General features: G+C 76.0%; 21 protein-coding genes. 6 read left to right on the forward strand and 15 right to left on the reverse strand.

Annotation, left to right across the window (positions count from 1 at the left end; genetic code table 11):
* Window positions 1-106 precede the first annotated feature (106 nt).
* On the reverse strand, window positions 107-1,987 hold the full coding sequence (locus ACGF5C_RS14660; protein ID WP_393301435.1) for an ABC transporter ATP-binding protein: 1,881 nt from the start codon (window positions 1,985-1,987) through the stop codon (window positions 107-109).
* Between the two features lie 146 nt (window positions 1,988-2,133).
* Between ACGF5C_RS14660 and ACGF5C_RS14665 the strand changes: the two genes are divergently transcribed.
* The 3 genes from ACGF5C_RS14665 (at window position 2,134) to ACGF5C_RS14675 (ending at window position 5,801) form a co-directional block, all read left to right on the forward strand.
* The gene (locus tag ACGF5C_RS14665) at window positions 2,134-2,763 is read left to right on the forward strand and encodes a TIGR03085 family metal-binding protein (RefSeq protein ID WP_357701640.1); all 630 of its coding nucleotides are present in this window, start codon (window positions 2,134-2,136) and stop codon (window positions 2,761-2,763) included.
* Window positions 2,764-2,888: 125 nt separating this feature from the next.
* Window positions 2,889-3,836, forward strand: a complete 948-nt coding sequence (locus ACGF5C_RS14670) for a terpene synthase (RefSeq protein ID WP_393301438.1) — start codon at window positions 2,889-2,891, stop codon at window positions 3,834-3,836.
* Between the two features lie 138 nt (window positions 3,837-3,974).
* On the forward strand, window positions 3,975-5,801 hold the full coding sequence (locus ACGF5C_RS14675) for an AMP-dependent synthetase/ligase (protein ID WP_393301441.1): 1,827 nt from the start codon (window positions 3,975-3,977) through the stop codon (window positions 5,799-5,801).
* Window positions 5,802-5,897: 96 nt separating this feature from the next.
* Here ACGF5C_RS14675 and ACGF5C_RS14680 read toward each other — a convergent pair whose 3' ends face one another.
* Window positions 5,898-7,355, reverse strand: a complete 1,458-nt coding sequence (locus tag ACGF5C_RS14680) for a PLP-dependent aminotransferase family protein (RefSeq protein WP_393301444.1) — start codon at window positions 7,353-7,355, stop codon at window positions 5,898-5,900.
* A 58-nt stretch (window positions 7,356-7,413) separates the two neighbouring features.
* Between ACGF5C_RS14680 and ACGF5C_RS14685 the strand changes: the two genes are divergently transcribed.
* Complete coding sequence (locus ACGF5C_RS14685) at window positions 7,414-8,067, forward strand: YitT family protein (protein ID WP_393301447.1); 654 nt, start codon at window positions 7,414-7,416, stop codon at window positions 8,065-8,067.
* Window positions 8,068-8,331: 264 nt separating this feature from the next.
* Window positions 8,332-8,793 (forward strand): hypothetical protein, encoded by a 462-nt coding sequence (locus ACGF5C_RS14690; protein WP_393301450.1) that lies wholly within the window; start codon window positions 8,332-8,334, stop codon window positions 8,791-8,793.
* Window positions 8,794-8,963: 170 nt separating this feature from the next.
* Here the strand turns inward: ACGF5C_RS14690 and hisF are convergent, their stop codons facing one another.
* From hisF to hisD, 12 genes are all read right to left on the reverse strand, one after another.
* On the reverse strand, window positions 8,964-9,731 hold the full coding sequence (gene hisF, locus ACGF5C_RS14695; protein ID WP_393262708.1) for an imidazole glycerol phosphate synthase subunit HisF: 768 nt from the start codon (window positions 9,729-9,731) through the stop codon (window positions 8,964-8,966).
* A 141-nt stretch (window positions 9,732-9,872) separates the two neighbouring features.
* Window positions 9,873-10,421, reverse strand: a complete 549-nt coding sequence (locus ACGF5C_RS14700) for a hypothetical protein (protein WP_393301453.1) — start codon at window positions 10,419-10,421, stop codon at window positions 9,873-9,875.
* An 83-nt stretch (window positions 10,422-10,504) separates the two neighbouring features.
* Window positions 10,505-10,783 carry a hypothetical protein gene (locus ACGF5C_RS14705; protein ID WP_393301456.1) on the reverse strand — a complete coding sequence of 93 codons (279 nt, stop codon included), beginning with the start codon at window positions 10,781-10,783 and terminating at the stop codon, window positions 10,505-10,507.
* 46 nt (window positions 10,784-10,829) lie between these two features.
* Complete coding sequence (locus tag ACGF5C_RS14710) at window positions 10,830-13,586, reverse strand: AAA family ATPase (RefSeq protein ID WP_393301459.1); 2,757 nt, start codon at window positions 13,584-13,586, stop codon at window positions 10,830-10,832.
* A 90-nt stretch (window positions 13,587-13,676) separates the two neighbouring features.
* Entirely contained in the window at window positions 13,677-14,066 is a 390-nt protein-coding gene (locus tag ACGF5C_RS14715) for a RidA family protein (protein WP_350709327.1), read from the reverse strand.
* Entirely contained in the window at window positions 14,063-14,788 is a 726-nt protein-coding gene (gene priA / locus ACGF5C_RS14720) for a bifunctional 1-(5-phosphoribosyl)-5-((5-phosphoribosylamino)methylideneamino)imidazole-4-carboxamide isomerase/phosphoribosylanthranilate isomerase PriA (protein WP_350709329.1), read from the reverse strand. The genes ACGF5C_RS14715 and priA overlap by 4 nt, the downstream gene beginning before the upstream one ends.
* Before the next feature lie 18 nt (window positions 14,789-14,806).
* A complete protein-coding gene (locus ACGF5C_RS14725; RefSeq protein ID WP_393301462.1) occupies window positions 14,807-15,130 on the reverse strand; it encodes a hypothetical protein in 324 nt (107 codons plus the stop codon).
* Between the two features lie 36 nt (window positions 15,131-15,166).
* Entirely contained in the window at window positions 15,167-15,799 is a 633-nt protein-coding gene (gene hisH / locus ACGF5C_RS14730; protein WP_393301465.1) for an imidazole glycerol phosphate synthase subunit HisH, read from the reverse strand.
* A 147-nt stretch (window positions 15,800-15,946) separates the two neighbouring features.
* Complete coding sequence (locus ACGF5C_RS14735) at window positions 15,947-16,120, reverse strand: hypothetical protein (RefSeq protein WP_393301468.1); 174 nt, start codon at window positions 16,118-16,120, stop codon at window positions 15,947-15,949.
* Window positions 16,121-16,178: 58 nt separating this feature from the next.
* Window positions 16,179-16,790: an imidazoleglycerol-phosphate dehydratase HisB gene (hisB, locus tag ACGF5C_RS14740; protein ID WP_088999256.1), complete on the reverse strand. Its 612-nt coding sequence runs from the start codon at window positions 16,788-16,790 to the stop codon at window positions 16,179-16,181.
* A 52-nt stretch (window positions 16,791-16,842) separates the two neighbouring features.
* Complete coding sequence (locus ACGF5C_RS14745; protein WP_393301471.1) at window positions 16,843-17,916, reverse strand: histidinol-phosphate transaminase; 1,074 nt, start codon at window positions 17,914-17,916, stop codon at window positions 16,843-16,845.
* Window positions 17,913-19,235: a histidinol dehydrogenase gene (hisD, locus tag ACGF5C_RS14750; RefSeq protein WP_393301474.1), complete on the reverse strand. Its 1,323-nt coding sequence runs from the start codon at window positions 19,233-19,235 to the stop codon at window positions 17,913-17,915. Before hisD ends, ACGF5C_RS14745 begins: the two co-directional genes overlap by 4 nt.
* A 106-nt stretch (window positions 19,236-19,341) precedes the next feature.
* On the opposite strand from hisD, the gene ACGF5C_RS14755 reads away from it, so the two are divergent.
* A complete protein-coding gene (locus tag ACGF5C_RS14755; RefSeq protein WP_393301477.1) occupies window positions 19,342-20,046 on the forward strand; it encodes an LON peptidase substrate-binding domain-containing protein in 705 nt (234 codons plus the stop codon).
* Here ACGF5C_RS14755 and ACGF5C_RS14760 read toward each other — a convergent pair.
* Entirely contained in the window at window positions 19,961-20,872 is a 912-nt protein-coding gene (locus ACGF5C_RS14760) for a DUF2567 domain-containing protein (protein WP_393301480.1), read from the reverse strand. The genes ACGF5C_RS14755 and ACGF5C_RS14760 overlap by 86 nt on opposite strands.
* Window positions 20,873-20,892 lie beyond the last annotated feature (20 nt).

The following is a 20,892-nucleotide window of genomic DNA, read 5'->3' on the forward strand; positions in this document are numbered from 1 at the left end:
CCTTTCGTTCGCGACTGCGGGGCTCCGCTCCGCTGCACTCCTCGCGCTCACCGGGCCCGCCTTTCGTTCGCGACTGCGGGGCTCCGCTCCGCTGCACTCCTCGCGCTCACCGGTCCACCTCGATCTCCAGGCCCGAGCTCAGCGGGGCGACCTCGTCGTACGTCTCGTCCTTGGCATGGTCGACCTCGGCCTGCTCGTAGGCGGTGACCAGGTCGGCGTAGCCGGGCACGGTGGCGAGCAGCTCGGCGTGCGTGCCCCGGGCGACCACCCGGCCCTGCTCCAGGTAGACCACCTCGTCGGCCAGCGCGATGGTGGCCCGCCGGTAGGCGACCACCAGGATCGACGCGGCCGGCGCGCCGGGCTCCCCGGCGGAGGACCGCAGCCCGGCCAGGATGGCCGCCTCCACGCGGGGGTCGACCGCGCTGGTGGCGTCGTCGAGGACGAGCAGGCGTGGCCGACCGGCGAGCGCGCGGGCCAGGGTGAGCCGCTGCCGCTGGCCACCGGAGAGCGAGGTGCCCCGCTCGCCGACCTTCGTGTCGAGGCCGTCGGGCAGCGCGGCGACGAAGCCGTCCGCCTCGGCGAGCCGCAACGCGGCCCAGACGTCGTCGTCGCCGATGCCCGGCCGGTCCAGGGTGATGTTGGCCCGCACCGTGTCGTCGAAGACGAACGGCACCTGGGCGACCAGTGCGGCGGTGCGGGCCAGCGAGGCGGCGGTGAGCCGGCGCACGTCCACCCCGTCCAGGGCGACCGTGCCGGCCCGGGGGTCGACCAGCCGCACGGCCAGCGAGGCGACCGTGGACTTGCCGGCGCCGGTCGGCCCGACCAGGGCGACGGTCTTCCCCGCGGGCACGGTGAAGGAGACCTCGCCGAGCACCTCCGTGCCGGGCAGGTGCGCCTCGGCGGGCTCGTAGCCGAACCGGACGCCGGCGAAGGCGAGGGTGGCGGGGCGGGGGTCGGCCGGGTCGAGCGTCGTGTCGCCGTACGGCATCTCGCCGGTGGCGTCGAGGACCCGGCGGACCCGGTCCCAGCCGGCGACGCTGCGCGGCAGCTCGGCCAGCACCCAGCCGATGGCCCGGACGGGGAAGGCCAGCACGGTGAAGAGGAAGGCGACGCTGACCAGCTCGGCGACGCTGATCGCGCCCTGCCGCAGCCGGAACGTGCCGACCACCAGCACCGCGAGGGTGCCGAGGCTGGGCAGGGTCTCCAGCACGGGGTCGAAGACGCCGCGCAGCCGCCCGACCGACACCAGCGCGTCGCGCAGCTCGCCCGCGCGGGCGGCGAACCGGTCCGTCTCCTGGGCCTCCCGGCCCATCGTCTTGACCACCAGGGCCCCGTCGAAGCTCTCGTGGGCGATGCCGCTGACCTCGGCGCGCAGCCGCTGCGCCCGCGCCTGGCGGGGGGCCATCCGGCGGGAGTAGGCGACGTTGAGCGCGAAGAGCGCCGGGAAGACCGCCAGGCCGACCAGGGCCAGCGCCCAGTCGGTGGCGAAGAGCGAGGCCACCGCGCCGACCAGCATCACCAGGGTGCCGACCGCGAACGGCAGCGGGGCGATCGGGTGCCAGGCGGCCTCGACGTCGGAGTTGGCGTTGGACAGCAGGGTGCCGGTGGCGTTGCGGTGGTGCCAGGACAGCGGCAGCTCCAGGTAGCGCCGGGTGACCCGGCGCCGGTAGGCGGCCTGGAGGCGGTACTGCATGTAACCGGCGCCGAGCCGGCGGCCGAAGATGCCGGCCACCCGCAGCACGCTGATGCCGAACAGCGCGACGGCCGCCAGGGCGAGCGCCCCGACCCCGACCGAGCCGCGCTCGATCGCCGGGACCACCACGTCGCCGACCACCGCGCCCACCACGTACGCGCTGGCCACCGTCATGGCGCCGAAGAGCACGCTGCCGGTCACCGCGACCGCGAAGATCCGCGGCTGCTCCCGGATGGCCACCCCGAGGACGGCCAACCCCCGACCGAGCACGTCCCGACTTGTCCTGCTCGCCACGCTCTCCCCCGCCGTAAGCCGCAATTATCTCCCTCATCCTTACCGGTCGGGGCCAGCTCCGCCGCCCCGGGCCGCTATGTCCGCCGTCACGGCCGCCCCGCCGCGCCGGCGCGCCGACCCAGGCGTCCGCGCCTACGATCGATGCCATGCCGCGGTACGCCCGATCGGAGCGCGAGGCGCTCGCCGACCTGATGCTCACGCTGGGCCCGGACGCCCCGACGGTCAACGAGGGATGGACGACCCGCGATCTCGCCGCCCACCTGGTGCTGCGGGAACGCCGCCCGGACGCCGCCGGCGGCATCCTGCTGCGACCCCTGCGCGGGTACGCCGAGCGGGTACGCCGGCGCATCGCGGCACGCCCCTGGCCCCGCCTGGTCGAGCAGGTGCGCCGGCCGCCGGTGTGGAGCCCGGTCAGCAACCCGGTGACCGATGAACTGGCCAACACGATGGAGTTCTTCATCCACCACGAGGACGTGCGCCGCGCCCGCCCGGGCTGGCTCCCGCGCGACCTGGCGGCCCGGCTCCAGGCGGCACTGTGGACGCGCGCCGCCGGGCTGGCCCGGCTGGCACTGCGCCGGTTCCCGGCCGACGTCTTCGTGCAGGCGCCGGGCTACGGCGCGCTCTCCGTCGGCCGGGGCGGCGAGCCCGTCCGGGTGGTCGGGGCGCCCGGCGAGCTGGTCCTGTTCCTCTCCGGCCGGCAGCGGGTGGCCCGGGTGCAGGTCGACGGGCCGACGGCGCTGGCCGACCGGCTGCGCAACGCCCACCTGGGCATGTAACGGACTGTACAGAAGCGGTCACCATTTCGCCGGCAGGCTGCCTCTCCCCAACGACCGCCGCCGATCTCCTCTCCCGTACGCTGTCCCGCGCCGTCCCGCCCGGGGGCGGCGCGACAGGGGGCGCCATGCGGACCTTCGCGCTCTCGGCGCTGCGGGAACCCCCTTTTCCCGCGCGCCGGCACGACGCCACCGATCAGATGGCACAGGAGAGCACCGAGTGGGTGCTCGGCCACGGCCTGGTCGCTAACGGGCACCGGCTGCACCGGCTGCGCCGGGCCGACGCCGCCGGCCTCGCCGGTCGGGCCTGCCCGGAGGGGCCGGTCGACCGGCTGCGCCTGCTCGCCGACCTGGTCTCCTGGCTGTTCGTGATGGACGACGCCTGCGACGAGGACGGCCTCGGCGACGGCCCCACCCGGCTGGCACCGACCGTCGCCGCCCTGCTGGACGTGCTGGACCGGCACGGCGACCCGGTGGCGCCCGGCGCCGCCGGCCCGCTGGGCGACGCGCTGGCCGACCTGTGCCGGCGCGTGCGCGCCGCCGGGACGCCGGCGGTGCTGCTGCGCTTCACCAGCCAGGTGCGGGAGTACCTGCTGGCGCTGCTCTGGGAGGCCGCGAACCGCGAGCACGGCCGGGTGCCGGAGTTGGCGGAGTACGTCCAGATGCGCCGGCACACCGGCGCGGTCCACCCCAGCTTCACCCTCACCGAACTGGCCGCCGGCGGCCGGCCGGGGGCGGCCGCCCGCGCCGAGCCCGCGCTGGTCACGCTCGACCTGCTCGCCGCCGACCTGGTCTGCTGGTGCAACGACGTCTTCTCGTACGGCAAGGAGAACCTCGCCCAGCCGGACGGCCACAACCTGGTGGCCGTCATCGCCGCCGAGCGGACCGGCGGCGACGAGCCGTCGGCCCTGCGGGCGGCGGCCGACCGGTTCAACGAGTCCCTGACGGCCTACCTGGCGACGGAGTCGGCCCTGCTGGCCGCCGGCGACAAGGGCCTGCGACCGGCGGTGCTCGCCCGCCGCAACTGGATCCGGGCCACCTACGACTGGTCGCTGCGGGCCGCCCGGTACGCCTGAGGGTGTTCCAGGTCCCGGGACGTGGCCCAGCCGTGATCGACCGGGGCTGGCCGACGCCCGGGGTGCAGGCAATACTCTTCGGTAACGAATACTGACGTGACGACCGTCACGCCTCCACCCCCGAAGGCGGCTACAGCGATGGCTCTCGATGTACCGTACCGCTCCATCCCGGACATGTTCCTCAAGCGCGTGGCGGCGTCCCCCGACCGCGACGCCTTTGCCCACCCGGCCTCCGACGGCTCGGGGCCGGTCTGGTTGACCTGGGCGCAGGTGGCCCGCCGCGCCAAGGCGGTCGCCGCCGGGCTGCACGGGCTCGGCGTCGGCCAGGAGAATCCGGTGGCGATTCTGGCCAACACCCGGCTCGAATGGGTGCTCGCCGACCTCGGCATCATGTGTGCCGGGGGCGCGACCACCACCGTCTACCCCACCACCGAGCCGGAGGACGCGACCTACATCATCGCCGACTCGGGCTCCCGGGTGCTGTTCGCCGAGAACCCGGCCCAGGCCGCCAAGATCGCCGGAGCCGACCTGCCGGCCCTGACCCACGTGGTGCTCTTCGACGGCGCGGCCGACCCGTCCGCCGCCGTCCCGCAGCTCACCCTCGCCGAGCTGGAGGAGCAGGGCGCCCGCGCGCTGGCCGCCGAGCCCGACCTGATCGAGATGCTGGTCGCCGGGATCGGCCCCGACCACCTGGCCACCCTGATCTACACCTCCGGCACCACCGGGTGCCCGAAGGGCGTCGAGCTGCTGCACGGCGGCTGGTGCTGGGAGGGCGTGGCGCAGGCCGAGCTGGGGCTGCTCCGCGAGGACGACCTGCAGTACCTCTGGCTCCCGCTGTCCCACTCGTTCGGCAAGACGCTGCTCTGCGGGGTGATCCACGTGGGCCTGCCGACGTACGTCGACGGGCGGGTGGACAAGCTGGTCGAGCTGCTCGCGGTGGTGAAGCCGACGCTGATGTGCGGCGCGCCGCGGGTCTTCGAGAAGGTCTACAACAAGGCGGTCACCACGGCCCAGGACGCCGGCGGCGCGAAGGCGAAGATCTTCGCCTGGGGCGTCCGGGTCGGCAAGGAGAGGGTCGCCCTGGAGCAGGCCGGCAGGCCGGTCCCGACGGGGCTGAGGCTGAAGTACGCGGTGGCCGAGAAGCTGGTGTTCAGCAAGCTCCAGGCCCGCCTCGGCGGCCGGATCCGGGTGCTCGTCTCGGGCGCCGCACCGCTCAGCGCGGAGATCGCCACCTTCTTCGCCGCCGCCAACCTGCCGATCTCCGAGGGCTACGGCCTCACCGAGACCAGCGCCGGCAACTTCGTCAACCCGCCGGACGGGCTGCGGATCGGCACCGTCGGCAAGGCGTTGGGCGACCTGGAGTGCCGGATCGACACCGACGGCGAGATCCTGGTGCGCGGCCGGCCGGTGATGCGCGGCTACCACAACCTGCCCGAGGAGACCGCCGCCGGGTTCACCGAGGACGGCTACTTCCGCACCGGCGACATCGGCCTGCTCGACGACGACGGCTACCTGAAGATCACCGACCGGAAGAAGGACCTGGTCAAGACCTCGGGCGGCAAGTACATCGCGCCCTCGCACATCGAGGGGATGTTCAAGGCGACCTGCCCGTACACCTCCCAGGCGGTGGTGATCGGCCAGGCCCGCAACTACTGCACGATGCTGGTCACGCTGGACCCGGACGCGATCAGGGGCTGGGCCGCCGGCACCCCGCTGGAGGGCCGCGACTACGCCGAGATCGTCGCCTCGCCCGAGGCGCAGGCCATGGTCGAGGGATACGTCGCGGAGCTCAACGCCAAGCTCAACCGCTGGGAGACGATCAAGAAGGTCGCCATCCTGCCGCGCGACCTGACCATCGAGGACGGCGAGATCACCCCGTCACTCAAGATCAAGCGCAGTGGGGTGGAGAGCAACTTCGCCGCCGAGATCGAGAAGATGTACGCCGGCACGCTCGCCGAACTCTGAGCACGCCGCGTCGGCGGCCCGCCCGGCCAGGCGCGGGCCGCCGACCGTCACAGGTGATGCCGGTCGACCAGGGCGCAGCAGCCCGTCGGGAGGCGGTCAGGCGATGACGGCCGGCTCCCGCCACTGCGGCCGGCCGCCGCGGTCCAGGTCGTACCGGACGGCGGCGATCCGCCCGACCGCCTCGACGAGGTCGGCGGCGGGCAGGGTGAACGGCAGCCGCAGGAAGCGCTCCAGCGTGCCGTCCAGGCCGAAGCGGGGGCCGGGCGCCAGCCGTACGCCGACCTCCTCGCTGGCCCGGGCGAGCGCGCTGGAGATCGGGCCGTCGAGTTCGGCCCACAGGGTCACGCCGCCGTGCGGCACGGTGACCCGCCACTCGGGCAGGCGCTGGGCGAGCGCCGCCAGCAGCGCGTCGCGCTGGGCGGTGAGCTGCGCCTGGCGCGCGGCGACGATCGCCGGGGCGTCGGCGAGCAAATGGACCGCGACCAGTTGGTCCAGCACCGGGCTGGCCATGTCGACGCCGACCCGGATGGCGGCCAGCCGCTGCACCTGCGGGGCCGAGGCGCGGACCCAGCCGATCCGCAGGCCGCCCCAGAAGGGCTTGCTCATCCCGCCGATGGTGACCACCCGGGAGTGCCGGTCGAAGCTGGCGGTCGGCGGGGGCAGCACCGTCCCGTCCAGGGGCAGGTCGACGAAGGACTCGTCGACGACCAGGTCGGTGCCGACGGCGTGCGCGGTGCCGACCACCCGCTCGCGCAGCGACGCCGGCATCAGGTGGCCGGTCGGGTTCTGGAAGTCCGGGATCAGGTACGCCAGCTTGGGCCGGGCCTGGCGGAGGCTGCCGAGCAGCAGGTCGGCGTCCCACCCGGGCTCGTTGACGGCGAGGCCGTGGGTGGTGATCCGGGCACGCCGGGCGGCCAACGCGGCCAGCGCGTTGGGGTAGCTGGGCGCCTCGACCAACACGTTGCCGCCCGGCGCGAGCGACAGGCGCAGCACCAGGTCCAGCGCGTGCTGCGTGCCGTTGGTGACCATGATCTGGTCGGGCGAGGTGGGCAGGCCACGCTCGGTGTACGCCTGGGCCACCGCCTCGCGCAGCTCGATGATCCCGGTCGGGTGGTAGCCGGCGCCGCCCAGGTAGCGCGGCAGGTCCTCGGCGGCGGCCCGGGCGGCCGGCAGCAACTCCGGCGGGGCGGCGAGCGCGGCCACCCCGAGGTCGATCATGTCCCGGTCGTCCAGCGGGGTCCACAGGCCGGTGCTCGCCACCCGGTGGGTGCCCGGGAGCATGGTCCAGCTGCCGGCACCGCGCCGGCTGGCCAGGTGGCCGCTCTCCCGCAGCTCCCGGTACGCGGCGGTGACCGTGGTCCGGCTGATCTTCAGAGCCTCGGCGAGCTCCCGCTCAGCCGGCAGGCGTACGCCCAGCGGCAGCCGGCCGTCGGCGAGCAGGCCCCGCACGGCACCGGCCAGGGCGGCGTAGTCGGGGCTGCGGCGGCGGCCCGGAAGTGCATGCCACTGGCCGAGAAGCCGAGCCAATTGAGCACCCCGAACCTGACTCGTCATGGCCACCCCTCCGATATTGGCTCTTCCATCCCGCCAATTGGACCCTAGAGTGGCATGGGTGGCAGCAATTGGCAATCTCCGGCATCGTCCCGCACGGCGGCTGACCCAGCTCTACGCGGGGCTCGTCCTCTACGGCGTGAGCATGGCCCTCATGGTCAACTCCGGGCTGGGCCTCGACCCGTGGGACGTGTTCCACCAGGGCCTGGCCGAGCTGACCGGCCTCTCCTTCGGCACGGTCACCATCGCGGTGGGCGCGCTGGTGCTGCTGCTCTGGATCCCGCTGCGCCAGCGCCCCGGCCTCGGCACGGTGAGCAACGTCCTGGTGATCGGGCTGGTGGTGGACGCGACGCTGGCCCTGCTGCCGGCCGGCGGGCCGCTCGGCGTACGGATCGGGCTGCTGGCGGCCGGGATCGTGGCCAACGGCGCGGCCACCGGCCTCTACATCGGCGCCCGCCTCGGTCCCGGCCCCCGCGACGGCCTGATGACCGGCTACGTCGCCCGGCGACCCGGCCGGTCGGTCCGGCTGGTCCGCACCGTCATCGAGGTCACGGTGCTGGCGCTGGGCTGGCTGCTCGGCGGGACGGTCGGCGTCGGCACGGTCGCCTACGCGCTCACCATCGGCCCGCTGACCCAGGTCTTCCTGCCGCTGTTCACCGTCCCCGAGCCGGCGGAGGTCGCCCCGGGCCGCGTCGAGCCGCTCCCTGCGGCCTGACCGCTCCCACCAGAGCAACGACCGGTCGGACCAGGGCCTCCCGGGCCCGACCGGTCCCGCCGCAGTGGACGACTCCCGGCGACCCGGGCCCTCCCGGGCTGACCGGTCGCGCCGCTCCGGGCGGCCCGACCGCTCCCGCCAGGGCGCTCCCGGCGACCGGCCCCTCCGCGAGACCTCGGCCGCGGGCGGCCCCGAACCCCTGTTCCGGGACGCTGGCGCGGCGTCGGTGTTCCCTTCGGCCGCCACGCCCGGCAGAATCCTGGCATGGGGGAGAACGGTTGGCGCTGGACCGACGCCTGGATCTTCGTCTCGCTGGTGATCGCCAGCGGTGCCGGCCGGCACCGCCGGGCGGCGTCCAGCCGCCGGCCGGAGGGCGTGCGCCTCGCCGATGTGCTCTCCACCGCCGACCACCTCAACCAGGCGATCCCCGAGCGGCACGAGGTGGAGGTGGCGGTCCGCCGGCTCGTCGGGGCCGGGCTGGTCAGCGTCACCGACGGCTGGTTCCGGATCACCGCCGACGGTGAGCGGCTCTGGCGCACCCGACCGAGCGCCGGGCTGGCCACGACGGTGGACACGGTGCAGGGCGTGCTCAGCCGGCGCCACACCCCGGTCAGCGCCGAGTGGCACCTCGACGAGGAGGAGCACGCCGCGGCCGTCCAGGAATACGTGGTGCGGTCGATCCCGGCACCCCGGCGCTCCCCGGAGAACCGGTCCCGCCCGGACTGACCCGCCGACGACCTGGACCACGCGCAGCTCAGCCGGACCGGACAACCCGCCACGCACCGCGACCGGCCCGACCGGTCAGCGGACCGCGACCGGCCCACGCACCGCGGCCGGGCCCGGCCCGACCGGTCAGCGGACGGTCGCTCCGCGCGGGGCGGCCCCGGCCCGAGCGGTCAGCGGACGGGGTGACCGGCGCCGCGCAGCGCGTCCTTGACCTCGGCGACGGTCAACTCCCCGAAATGGAAGACGCTGGCGGCGAGCACCGCGTCCGCGCCGGCGCCGACGGCCGGCGCGAAGTGCGCCACCTCGCCCGCGCCACCGCTGGCCACCACCGGCACGTCGACCACCCGGCGCACCGCGCCGATGAGTTCGAGGTCGAAGCCGGCCTTGGTGCCGTCGGCGTCCATCGAGTTGAGCAGGATCTCCCCCGCGCCCAGCTCGGCGCCCCGCCGGGCCCACCCGACCGCGTCCAGCCCCGTGCCGCGCCGGCCGCCGTGGGTGGTCACCTCGAAGCCGCTGGGCGTGGTGCCGGCCGGCGCGCGCCGCACGTCGAGCGAGAGCACCAGCACCTGCCGGCCGAACCGGTCGGCGATCTCGGCGATCAGCTCGGGGCGGGCGATCGCGGCGGTGTTCACCCCGACCTTGTCCGCGCCGGCCCGCAGCAGGGTGTCGACGTCGGCGACCTGCCGGATACCGCCGCCGACGGTCAGCGGGATGAAGACCGACTCCGCGGTGCGGCGGACCACGTCGAGCATGGTGCCGCGGTCGCTGGAGGAGGCGGTGACGTCGAGGAAGGTCAGCTCGTCCGCGCCGGCCCGGTCGTACGCCGCGGCCAGCTCCACCGGGTCGCCGGCGTCGCGCAGGTCGAGGAAGTTGACCCCCTTGACCACCCGCCCGGCGTCCACGTCCAGACACGGGATCACGCGTACCGCCACCGTCATGCCGCGAGCCTATCCTTCCCGGTGACGGCGCTGACCCGCCCTGTGAGGCCGACCACCGCCGTCGACACGGCTTCCCTGCCCTACCGGAGGCGTCCGGAAGGTGCGCTTTCCGCATATTCGGACGAGCGTCCGCCCACCCGCTCAGAGCCGTCCCGCCACGGTTCGGGCCACCCGCTCCAGCGGCGCGCGGTTCTCCACCGGGTCGTTGAGCCGCACCAGGCGCACCGACGCCCAGACCCCCGACCGGTGCACGAAGACGGCCTCGTGGCTCGCGTACGCCTCGTCGCCGACCCCGGCCAGCGGCCGCAGCTCGTGGCCGAGGTCCCGCTCGATGTCCAGGAACTTCCTCGCGCCCTCGCCCACGAAGATCTCCACCTGTGCCGTCGGCCCGCTGGTCGGCCCGGTGTAGGTGCAGGTCTCCCGCACCGCCTGGCCCTCCTCTAGCGGGGTGCCGGCGAGCTGTTCGGCCTCCCGCCGGGACACGAGCGCGCACGGGTCCGGGGCTGACGCCGCCGGCGTCGGAGAGGGCTCGGCGGCCGTGGTCCCGGTGACCACCGCCTCCGGGGTCGCCTCGACACCGGCGGCGGGCGGGGTCTCCTCCGTATCCCCGCAGCCGGCCACCGGCCCGGCCGTTGCGAGCAGCCCGGCCAGCAGCAGCACGGACCGCCGGTGACGACGGATCTGCTTCACCTCGACGTACCTCCTCGATCGATGATGGCCGGAGCCCGGCGCCCTCCAACACGCGGACCGCCCGCGGCGTGGCCGCCGACCGGTCACGGTCGGTCTCCTCCACTCCGCGGCGCCGGGGCGTCCGGCGCGGTGATCCACTCGGCGGGGGTCAGCCGGTCGACGCGCCAGCCGGCGGCGGCGGCCACCGCAACCACCGTCTCCGCGTCGGGCCCCTCGACCAGCGCCAGCGCCACGTCGTCTGCCGGGATCCGCAGCGCGCCCCGCAGCCGGGTGACCCCGGTGCTCAGCGCGCCGACCGGCACGTCGGCGCACTCCCCCGGAACGCGGTCGTAGCGTTCGAGGACGAAGAGTCGAGTGGCCATGCGTCGACGCTAGGCCCGCCCGACGCCGGGGTAATCGGGTGTTTCCCTAACCTTCGCCGTCGGCCGCGCGGGCCATCGCGGCACCGAGTTCGGCACGGCTGGCGACCCCGAGCTTGCGGTAGATCCGCGCGAGGTTGGCCTCGACCGTCTTCGGGCTGATGAACAGCGTGTCGGCGATGACGCGGTTGGTGCGGCCGGCGGCGGCGAGCCGGGCCACCTCGCGTTCCGTGCCCGTGAGCTGGCGGGGCGCGGGCGGGCGGCCACCGGTGCGGCCCGCCTCCGCGCGGGCCCGGGCCACCAGGGCGGCCGCCCCGAGCGCCTCGAACTCGGCAGCCGCCGCGACCAGCGCCTCCCGCGCCTCGCGGCGGCGCCGCACCCGCCGGTACGCGACCCCGGCCACCAGCAGGCAACGAGCCCGGTCCAGGGGCAGCACGTCGGCGGGCACCGCGGCCCGGGCGGCGGCCAGCTCCGCCAGGGCGTCCGACGGGTCCCGGCCCCGCGCGCCGGCGAGCAGGGCCCGACTGCGGGCCAGGCCCAGCGTGGTCCACGGCCGCGGCAGCCGCCGGTGCCGGGCGGCCAGCCGGTCCAGCACCGCCTCGGCGGTGGCTAGGTCGCCCGCGCCGACGCAGGCCTCCAGCCAGTCCGGCTCGAAGCGCTGGGCGATCGGATCGACCAGGCCCAGCTCGTCGACGGTCGCGGCCAGCTCGCCGTAGTGCCGGGCGGCCGCCGGCAGCCGCCCACCGGTCAGCGCGGCGAAGCCGGCCAGCTGGGCGTAGATCCGCCGCCGCCAACGGTCGTCCAGCTCGGCGGCCCGGCGCAGCCCGGCCTCGGCGACGCGGGCGGCCTCGGTCAGCTCGCCCCGGTACGCGCGGAGCAGCCCGTCCAGCCAGTGTTCGCCGGCCGAGTCGCTGCCGTACTGCTCGCCCAGTTCGCGGGCGGCGGCGATGTGCGCCGCGGCGGCCGGATACCGCCCGGCGAGCAGCTCGGTCTCCCCCAGGTGGCAGAGGAGCTCGTGCTGGGAGGGCTCGTCGCCGCGGGCGACCGCCCGGTCCAGCATCCGGTGCAGCCGGTCGCGGGCCCGCCCGTGCTCGTCCACCGCCTTCCACCAGGCAGCCGGCACGATGCCCGCCAGCCAGGACGGTTCCTCCCCCTCCAGCGCCAGCCCCCGGTCCAGCAGCTCGGCGCGGGCCGGCAGCCCGGCGCGCACCTCGTTGAAGAAGAGCAGCAGCAGCGCCGCGGCGTGCACCGGGCGGACGTCCGGGCGGTCGGCCAGCAGGGCGACCGCCGCCTCCGCGTGCCGCCGGGCCGGGTCCGGCGCGTCCCGGAACAGGCTGAGATGCGCGTGGATCCGCCCCGCCAGCGACGAGCCGGTCGGGGCGGCGTCGAGCGCCCGCTCGGCCGCCGCCCGGACCACGTCCGGCGGCTCGTCGGAACTCCACGCGACGACCGCCCGCAGCAGCAGCGCCTCGGCGCGCGCCGGCCCGGTCAGCTCCTCGGCCGCGCGGTCGGCGGCAGCCCTCGCGGCCGGGTAGTCGCCGCTGTCGAACCGGCACTCCGCGGCGGCTAGTCGCCACCGTGCGTGCCCGCCGGGCGCGCCCGGCAGGGCGAGCCGGGCCGCGCTGTCGTACAGCCCGGCCGCCGTCTCCGGCGCCCCCCGGCTGCGCTGGCGCGCGGCGGCCGCCGCGATCTCGGCCGCCGCCGCCGGGTCGGGGCCGGCGACGCACCGGGCCAGCTGCCGGGCCCGCTCGTCCGGGTCGGTCGCGGTGTCGGCCAGCAGCCGGTGCAACCGGCGGCGCACCCCCGGCGGCACGTCGGCGCGGACGGCGGCCGCGTAGACGGGGTGGGTGAACACGACCTCCTCCCCGCGCACCGCGACCAGGCCGGCCTCCTCGGCTGGGTCGAGGGCGACCGCCGGGACCCCGGCCCGGGCCAGCCCCGCCACGGTGGGCAGGCCGGAGAGGGCGACCAGCCGGATCGCGTGCCGCGTGTCCGGCGGCAGGGCGGCCACCCGCTCGGCGACGAGCTGCCGCAGCGACGGCGCGGCCGGCAGGTCGGCGCCGGGCGCCGGCAGCTGCGGCATCCGCAGGACCGCCCGGGCCAACTCGATGGCGAGCAGCGGATTACCCCCGGCCTCCTCGGCGATCCGCACCAGCAGGGGCCGGGGCAGCGCCGTCCCGGTCTCGGTGCGCAGCACGTGGTGCAGCGCCCCCACGCCGAGCGGGCCGAGGGCCACCCGGTCGAGTCGGGCACCGGCGGCGCCGCGGTCGAGCCCGAGCGGGGCCGGCTCCGTCCCGGCGGGTTCGGCGCGGGCGGTGACCAGGACGGCGACCCGGGGCACCAGCCGGCGCACCGCGAACCGCAGCGCGCGCTCGCTCGGCGGGTCGAGCCACGGGGCGTCGTCGACGGCCAGCAGCAGCCGTGGCGCGGCCGGGTCGGCGGCGCCGTCCAGCAGCGACCGGGTGGCCGCGCCCACCGTCCGCTCGTCGACCGGCTGCGCCACCTCGTCGCCGGCGAGCAGCACCCCGCCCAGCGCCGCGCGCTGCGGCGCGGGCAGCTCGGGCACCCGGGCGGCGAGCGGGGCCAGCAGGTCGGCGAGCGCCGCGAACGGCAGCGCCGCCTCCGTCTCCGTCGGCGCGCAGGCCAGCACCAGCCAGCCGGCCCGGCCGGCCGCGGCCAGCAGGGCCCGGTGCACGACCGTCTTGCCGATCCCGGCGGGGCCCTCCACCAGCACCGACCGGCCCTCGTCGAGGGCCCGCCAGGCGCGGTCGACCACTGTGTCCCGACCGACGGCCGCCCCGTTCACCGGGTCAGTCTGGCACCGGCGGGTCGGGTCGGTCGAGGACCGGACGGCGGGTCGCGCCCGGCCGTCCGGAGCGGGATGCCGCGGCTGCGCTCAGCGGTCGCCGAGGTACGCCTCCACCTCCACCTCGACGAGGTGGTCCGGATCCAGCAGGCCGGCGACCACCACCATCGTGGCCGCCGGGCGGACCGCGCCGAAGACCGCGTTGTGGGCCCGGCCCACCTCGTCGGCGTACGCGCGGTCGGTGACGTACATCCGGGTGCGGACCACGTCGCCGGGCGCCGCGCCGACCTCGGCGAGCGCGTCCAGGGCGATCCGCAGGGCCTGCGCGGTCTGCGCCGCCGCGTCCCCGACGTGGGTGACCACGCCGTCCACGGTGGAGGTGCACCCGGCGGTCCAGGCCAGGTCGCCGGCCCGGACCACCCGGGAGTAGCCGTACACGGACTCCCAGGGGCCACCGGAGCCGAGCCGGGTGGCGGTCACGCCGCGGCCAGGGTGTCCAGCGCCTGCGCGACGGTGAACGCGCCCGCGTAGAGCGCCTTGCCGGCGATCACGCCCTCCACGCCGATCGGCTCCAGGGTGGCCAGCGCCCGCAGGTCGTCCAGGGTGGAGACGCCACCGGAGGCGATCACCGGGGCGTCCGTGCGCGCGCAGACCTCGCGCAGCAGGTCCAGGTTCGGCCCGCGCATGGTGCCGTCCTTGGTGATGTCGGTGACCACATACCGCGCCGCGCCGGCCTTGTCCAGCCGCTCCAGCACCTCGTAGAGGTCGCCGCCGTCGCGGGTCCAGCCCCGGGCGGAGAGGGTACGGCCCCGCACGTCGAGCCCGATCGCCACCCGGTCGCCGTACTCGCCGCAGATCCGGTCGCACCAGACCGGGTCCTCCAGGGCCGCGGTGCCGATGTTCACCCGGGCCGCCCCGGTACCGAGCGCGGCCTGCAACGACTCGTCGTCCCGGATGCCGCCGGAGAGCTCCACCTTCACGTCGAGCTGGCGCACCACCTCGGCCAGCAGGTGCGCGTTGGAGCCCCGCCCGAACGCCGCGTCGAGATCGACCAGGTGGATCCACTCGGCACCGTCCCGCTGCCAGGCCAGCGCGGCCTCCAGTGGGTCGCCGTACGTCGTCTCGCTGCCGGCGGCGCCCTGCACGAGCCGGACGGCTTGGCCGTCGGCGACGTCCACGGCGGGCAACAGGGTGAGGCTCACGATGTCTTCTCCTCGAAGTCAGGTGCGTCGGTCCAGGGCGATCACCACGATCGCCGGCAGTACGAGCAGCAACAGCACGACCAGCGCGATCCGCAGCGCCAGGGAGTCCACGAGCGACCAGATCAGGACCATCGCCGCCAGGGTCAGCAGCACGATCGCGGCGCGCTCGCCGCGGCTGTGCCGGGGCAGCCGGCCGGTACGCCGCCGCCGCAGCGCGGGCGTGATCCGGCGGACCAGCGCCCGCCGGCGCTCCCGCCGGGCCGCCCGCCGCTCCCGGACGACCCGTTCCCGGGCTGCCTCGGCCTCCCGGGCCGCCCGGCGACGGGCCCTCTCCTTGCTCACGGCGTGCCCCGCCGGCGGGCGGAGGCGGACGGGCGCTCAGTCACCGGTCGACAGCGCGGCGAGCCAGTTGCCGAGCAGCGCGGCACCGGTGTCGGCGGACTTCTCCGGGTGGAACTGCGCCGCGCACAGCGCGCCCCGCTCCACGGCCGCCACGAAGTCGGTCTCGTGGTGGGCGGTGGTGACCGTGGCGCCGGCGGCGGCCAGCGCCCCCGGGTCGCCGACGGCGTACGAGTGCACGAAGTAGAACCGGCTGTCGGCGGGCAACCCGGCGAAGAGCACCGACCCGGCCGGCGCCGACACCGTGTTCCAGCCCATGTGCGGCAGGCGGTCGGCGGCCAGCCTCGTCACCCCGCCGGGGAGCAGCCCGAGGCCCTTGGTCACCACGCCGTGCTCGTCGCCGTGCTCGAAGAGCACCTGCATGCCGACGCAGATGCCCAGCACCGGACGCCCGGCGGCGACGCGCTCCGCGATCACCGGCCCGGCGCCGAGCGCCTCGATGCCGGCCATGCAGGCGGCGAACGCGCCCACGCCCGGCACCACCAGGCCGTCCGCCTCGGCGGCGGCGGTCAGGTCGTCGGTCACCGTCACGTCCGCGCCGGCGCGGGCCAGGGCCCGCTCCGCCGAGCGCAGGTTGCCCGACCCGTAGTCGAGCACCACCACGTTGCTCATGCCGCCACCTCGCTTCGCTCGGTGGCGGCATGAGGCACCACGGCGCCGCACTGGTGACTCGCTCGCTGACGCTCGCTCATGCCGCCACCGCCCCGCCCCGGGCGACGGCACGGGGCCGCGCCGCGGCCGGTCCGACGATCCGCCCGCTCACGAGCCGTCCCCGGGCAGCATCCAGAGCACGCCGCCGGCCGTGGCCAGCACGGCGAGCAGCGCGGTCACGACGACCGCTCCGCGCGGTGCGCCCTGCTTGTGCAGCGACCAGGTGCCGCCCACCAGCACACCGGCCAGGATCAGCAGCAACGTCGGCAGGACCCCGCCCATCAGCTCCGCCCTCCGTCCGCGGCTGCGGGACTCCGCCGTGCCGCCTTCCGCGAGCCCATCAGAGAGCACCCTTCGTGCTGGGGATCGCGCCCGCGGCGCGCGGGTCGATCGCGGTGGCCTCGCGCAGCGCGCGCGAGACGGCCTTGAACTGCGCCTCCACCACGTGGTGGGCGTCCGGGTGCCCACCGGGGCGGGCCGCCCGCAGCACGTCCACGTGCAGGGTGATCCGGGCCGCCTGGCCGAAGGACTCCCAGATGTGCCGGGTCATGCTGGTCGGGTAGACCGGCCCGATGTACGGCGCGAGCGCCGGCTCGTCGTGCACCACGTACGGGCGGCCGGAGAGGTCGACGGCGGCCCGGACGAGGACCTCGTCCATCGGGACGGTGGCGGAGCCGTACCGCCGGATGCCGGCCTTGTCGCCCAGCGCCTGGTCGAACGCGGCGCCCAGGGCGAGCGCGGTGTCCTCCATCGTGTGGTGGGCGTCGATCTCCAGGTCGCCGACGGTGCGCACCGTCAGGTCGAAGCCGCCGTGCCGGGCGATCTGGTGCAGCATGTGGTCGTAGAAGCCGACCCCGGTGCCGATCTCGGCACGGCCGGTGCCGTCGAGGTCGATCTCGACGAGGACCTTGGTCTCCTTGGTGATCCGCTCCACCCGGGCGGTCCGGCTCATTGCTTGCCTTTCGTTCGCGACTGCGGGGCTCGCAAGCTCACTCCTCGCGCTCTCACCAGATCTTCTCCATGGCGGCGAGGAAGGCGTCGGTCTCGGCGGGGGTGCCGGCGGTGACCCGCAGCCAGCCGGGCAGGCCGACGTCGCGGACCAGCACGCCGGCGTCGAGCAGGGTGCGCCAGGCGGCGGCCTGGTCGCCCCCGACCTCGAACAGCACGAAGTTGGCGTCGCTGTCCGCGACCCGCAGCCCCCGGCCACGCAGCTCCGCCACGATCCGGTCGCGCTGCTGCATGATCGCGGCCACCGTGCCGAGCAGGGCGTCGCGGTGCGCCAGCGCCGCCCGGGCCGCGGCCTGGGTCAGCGCCGAGAGGTGGTACGGCAGCCGGACCAGCTGCACCGCCGCCACCACCGCCGGGTCCGCGGCCAGGTAGCCCAGCCGGCCGCCGGCGAACCCGAACGCCTTGCTCATCGTCCGGGTCACCACCAGCCGAGGGTGCCCGGGCAGCACCGCCAGCGCGCTGACCGTGCCGGGGCGGGCGAACTCGGCGTACGCCTCGTCGACGACGACCATGCCGGGCGCGACGTCCAGCACGGCGGCGACCACGGCCGGGTCGAGCGCCGTGCCGGTCGGGTTGTTCGGCGAGCAGAGGAAGACCACGTCCGGGGCGTGCGCGCGGACCTGGGCGACCGCCTCGTCGGCGGTCAGCCCGAAGTCGACGCCGCGCCGGGCCGGCGCCCACCGCGTGCCGGTGCCGAGCGCCAGCAGCGGATGCATCGAGTACGCCGGGGTGAAACCGAGCGCGGTGCGCCCCGGCCCGCCGAACGCCTGGAGCAGCTGCTGCTGGATCTCGTTGGAGCCGTTGGCCGCCCACACCTGGTCGACGGTGAGCCCGTGACCCAGGTAGCCGGCGAGGTCGGCGCGCAGCGCCACGGCGTCGCGGTCCGGGTAGCGGTTGAGGTCGCGCAGCTCCGCCGCGAGGGCCTTGCCGATGGCGTCCACCACCGCCTCGGGCACCGGGTAGGAGTTCTCGTTGGTGTTCAGCCGCACCGCGACGTCGAGCTGCGGCGCCCCGTACGGCGTGAGCCCGCGCAGGTCGTCCCGGATCGGCAGGTCGTCGAGCCCGCTCACGACGCCGTCCCCGGGAAGCGCACGCTGACCGCCTGCCCGTGCGCGGGCAGGTCCTCCACTCCTGCGAGGGTGACCACGTGCGGGGCCACCTCGCGCAGCGCCTCCTGCGAATACTCCACCAGGTGGATGCCGCGCAGGAAGGACTGCACGGAGAGCCCGGAGGAGTGCCGGGCGCAGCCGCCGGTGGGCAGCACGTGGTTGGAGCCGGCGCAGTAGTCGCCGAGCGACACCGGCGACCAGGCGCCGACGAAGATCGCACCGGCGTTGCGCACGCGCAGCGCCCACTCGCGGGCGTCCCGGGTCTGGATCTCCAGGTGCTCGGCCGCGTAGGCGTCGACCACCCGCAGCCCGGCGTCGAGGTCGTCGACCAGGACGACGCCGCTCTGCTCGCCGGTCAGCGCGGTGGTGACCCGCTCGGCGTGCTTGGTGGCCGGCACCTGCCGGGCCAGCTCCCGCTCGACCGCGTCGACCAGCGCGACCGACGGGGTGACCAGCACGCTGGCGGCGAGGGGGTCGTGCTCGGCCTGGCTGATCAGGTCGGCCGCGACGTGCGCCGGGTCGGCGGTGTCGTCGGCCAGGATGGCGATCTCGGTCGGGCCGGCCTCGGCGTCGATGCCGACGACGCCGCGCAGCAGCCGCTTGGCGGCGGTCACCCAGATGTTGCCCGGGCCGGTGATCATGTCGACGGGGTCACAGTGCGCGTTGCCCCCGGCGTCGACGGCCGCCCCGTACGCGAGCATCGCGACGGCCTGGGCGCCGCCGACGGCGTAGACCTCGTCGACGCCGAGCAGGGCGCACGCGGCGAGCACCCGGGGATCGGGCAGGCCGCCGTTGTCCTTCTGCGGCGGGCTGACCACGACCAGGGAGCGGACCCCGGCCGCCTGGGCCGGCACCACGTTCATCACCACGGTCGACGGGTACATCGCCAGGCCGCCGGGGACGTAGAGGCCGACCCGGTCGACCGGCACCCAGCGCTCGGTCACCGTGCCGCCCGGCACCACCTGGGTGGTGTGGTCGGTGCGCCGCTGGTCGGCGTGCACCTTGCGGGCCCGCGTGATCGACTCCAGGAGCGCGGCGCGCACCCCGGGGTCGAGGGTCCCCTCCGCCTCGGCGATCGCCTCGCCGGGCACCCGCAGCACCTCGGGCGAGACCCCGTCGAACCGCTCGCTGGCCTCCCGGATCGCCGGGTAACCATGCTCCCGGACCGCCTCCACGAGCGGGCGGATCCTCTCGACGGCCACGGAGACGTCGAGCTGGGCACGGGGCAGCAGGCGGCGCGGGTCGCGGACGCCGCCGCGCAGGTCGATCCGGTTCAACACCCTTGCGAGTCTAGGCGGCCGGCCCGGACGCCGACCGCTGCCGCCCGTACGGCGGGACGGTGAGCCGGGACACGCCACCGCGCCGGGATCGGGCTACCCTCGACGCGTGACTGCGCGGCTGCCGGTGTTTCCGCTCGGGACGGTCCTCTTCCCCGGTCTGGTGCTGCCACTGCACATATTCGAGGAGCGCTACCGCGCCCTGGTCCGGCACCTGGTCGGGCTTCCCGAGGGCGCCCCACGCGAGTTCGGCGTGGTGGCCATCCAGGCCGGCTGGGAGGTCGCCCCCACCGCCCCGGACGGCCGGCCGGTGCCCGGCGGCGGCGACGTCACCCTGCACGAAGTGGGCTGCACGGCCGAGCTGCGACAGGTCACCGAGCGCCCCGACGGGGGCTTCGACATCGTCACGGTGGGCCGGCGCAGGTTCCGCGTCACCGACGTCGACCGCGAGGCCGCGCCCTACCTCACCGCCGAGGTGGAGTGGCTACCCGAGCCGGACGGGCCGGACGAGGTCGCCGACCTGCTCGCCGCCCGGGTGATCTCGGTCTTCCGGCAGTACCTGGGGCTGATCCGGGCCGACCCGGAGGAGCTGTCCGAGCAGTTGCCGGAGGACCCCACGGTGCTCTCCCACCTGGTCGCCGCGACGGCGGCGCTGACGGTGGCCGACCGCCAGCGGCTGCTCGCCATCGACGACACCGCCGCCCGGCTCCGCGCCGAGCTGCGGCTGCTCAACCGTGAGGCGGCGCTGCTGCGCCAGGTGCGGGCGGTTCCGGTGCCGCTGGCGGAGCTGGCCTCCCCGCCGACTCCCAACTGACGCCGGGCGCGCCGGGCTCGGGCTCCGGGCGCAGCGACGGCCAGCGGGACCAGCCCGCCAGCAGGGTGTACGTCACGGCCGCGCCGAAGGCGGGCAGCAGCAGGTTGCCGTGCGGCACCGGCAGCACGCCGAAGATCAGGTCGATCCCGCCGGCCCGCAGGTCCGCCGGCTTGCTGAAGGCCCGGCCGTCCGGGGCGGTCTCCATCAGCCGCTGGTAGCCGGCCAGCCCGATCCGCCGGCCCACCTGCCAGGCGACCAGCGCCGCGCCGAACGCGCCGAGCACGGTGGTGAGCAGGCCGACGGGCCCCCGCACACGGCGCAGCACGAACCACAGCGCGAGCGCGGCGAGCACCCCGAAGCCCAGCCCGAGCAGGCTGAACCAGCCGTCGGCGGCGACCGGCTGCTCCGGCTGCGGCTCGGCGTAGATCGCGCCGTCGGGGACCTTGAGCACCGGGGTGTCGGGGGCGAGCGCGGCCCAGAGCAGCCCGAGCGGCACCCCCAGGACGGTCAGCGCGAGCCCCGCGCCCGCCGCGAGCCGCACCGCCCGGCGACGCGGCAGCTCGGGCTCGGCCGGCGGGACCGGTTGGCCGACTCCGTAGGCGGCGCCCGGGTCGCCGTAGGGGAACGCGCCGGGGCCGCCGTACGGGCTCGCGGCGCCGGCTGGCATCGCAGCGTACGGGCCGGCCTCCCGCGCGACCTGCTGGTCGACCTCCCGGGCGGCGTACGGGCCGGCGGGGGCATCCTCGGCCGGGGCGGCCGGTGCCGGGGCGCCCGGCTCGTCGGGTCGGCGGCCGGGCCGGTCGGGTTCGGGGGTGTCCGCGCTCACCCCGTGATCCTCTCAGGCCG

Source organism: Micromonospora sp. NPDC047620, assembly GCF_043205005.1.
GTDB lineage: Bacteria > Actinomycetota > Actinomycetes > Mycobacteriales > Micromonosporaceae > Micromonospora.

Excerpts from the sequence above, each read along its gene's own strand:
- ACGF5C_RS14665 (WP_357701640.1), top strand. The coding sequence starts at position 2,134 with ATGCCGCGGTACGCCCGATCGGAGCGCGAGGCGCTCGCCGACCTGATG.
- ACGF5C_RS14670 (WP_393301438.1), top strand. The coding sequence starts at position 2,889 with ATGCGGACCTTCGCGCTCTCGGCGCTGCGGGAACCCCCTTTTCCCGCG.
- ACGF5C_RS14675 (WP_393301441.1), top strand. The coding sequence starts at position 3,975 with ATGGCTCTCGATGTACCGTACCGCTCCATCCCGGACATGTTCCTCAAG.
- ACGF5C_RS14680 (WP_393301444.1), bottom strand. The coding sequence starts at position 7,355 with ATGACGAGTCAGGTTCGGGGTGCTCAATTGGCTCGGCTTCTCGGCCAG.
- ACGF5C_RS14690 (WP_393301450.1), top strand. The coding sequence starts at position 8,332 with ATGGGGGAGAACGGTTGGCGCTGGACCGACGCCTGGATCTTCGTCTCG.
- hisF (WP_393262708.1), bottom strand. The coding sequence starts at position 9,731 with ATGACGGTGGCGGTACGCGTGATCCCGTGTCTGGACGTGGACGCCGGG.
- ACGF5C_RS14705 (WP_393301456.1), bottom strand. The coding sequence starts at position 10,783 with ATGGCCACTCGACTCTTCGTCCTCGAACGCTACGACCGCGTTCCGGGG.
- hisH (WP_393301465.1), bottom strand. The coding sequence starts at position 15,799 with ATGAGCAACGTGGTGGTGCTCGACTACGGGTCGGGCAACCTGCGCTCG.
- ACGF5C_RS14735 (WP_393301468.1), bottom strand. The coding sequence starts at position 16,120 with ATGGGCGGGGTCCTGCCGACGTTGCTGCTGATCCTGGCCGGTGTGCTG.
- hisB (WP_088999256.1), bottom strand. The coding sequence starts at position 16,790 with ATGAGCCGGACCGCCCGGGTGGAGCGGATCACCAAGGAGACCAAGGTC.